Below are 584 nucleotides of genomic sequence, written 5' to 3'. Positions count from 1 at the left end.
GTTCGGCCAGTTGCTCCGGATCGCCCGCACCAGGCGGCGCAGGTGGGGGCGGATTTCTGCCCCACTCGGCCGCTTGGCCGGTCGCAGGACCGCACCGACGAACCGGCCGTCGCCATCGAACACAACAATCGGCTGGAAGCCGTATTCGTCGTAGTGGGCATTGAACAGGCGAAGCTGCTGGCCGCCATGCACGGCGTCAAAGGTGTCGTCGATGTCGAGCACGATCCGCTTCGGAACCTAGCGGAAGGAAGAGCAATAAAGGTAGACCATCACACGGCCCATGGCGACCAGTTCCCGAACGCCAGGCAGATTTTCCAGCCGGCACATCGTCGACTGGCGTCGTTGCCATCCTCGTACCCGGCGGCAATCATCTGCATACGGAAGCCGATCATATCGGACAAGCTATGGATGTCCTGGTCCGGGCAGCGCGGATCATCAATGCACCGCGCCAGACGCTCGGCGACACGCAGCCGCTTTTCCACCTCACCCAGAGCAAGAACCCCACTGTTAGAAGACAACATCCCGCCGTCAAAACGAGCGACGACCGACTTGCCGCCAACAGATGACAAACCGCTCAGTGGCGG

1 pseudogene is annotated in these 584 nt (G+C 62.0%); it reads right to left on the bottom strand.

The features are described from left to right. Positions 1-584, bottom strand: a pseudogene (locus Q0835_RS30065) (transposase); the annotation flags it as partial.

The sequence above is a fragment of the uncultured Roseibium sp. genome (genome assembly GCF_947499295.1).
Taxonomy (GTDB): Bacteria; Pseudomonadota; Alphaproteobacteria; order Rhizobiales; family Stappiaceae; genus Roseibium.
The sequence above is the reverse complement of the archived record's forward strand: the minus strand, read 5'-3'. Positions and strand labels throughout refer to the sequence as shown.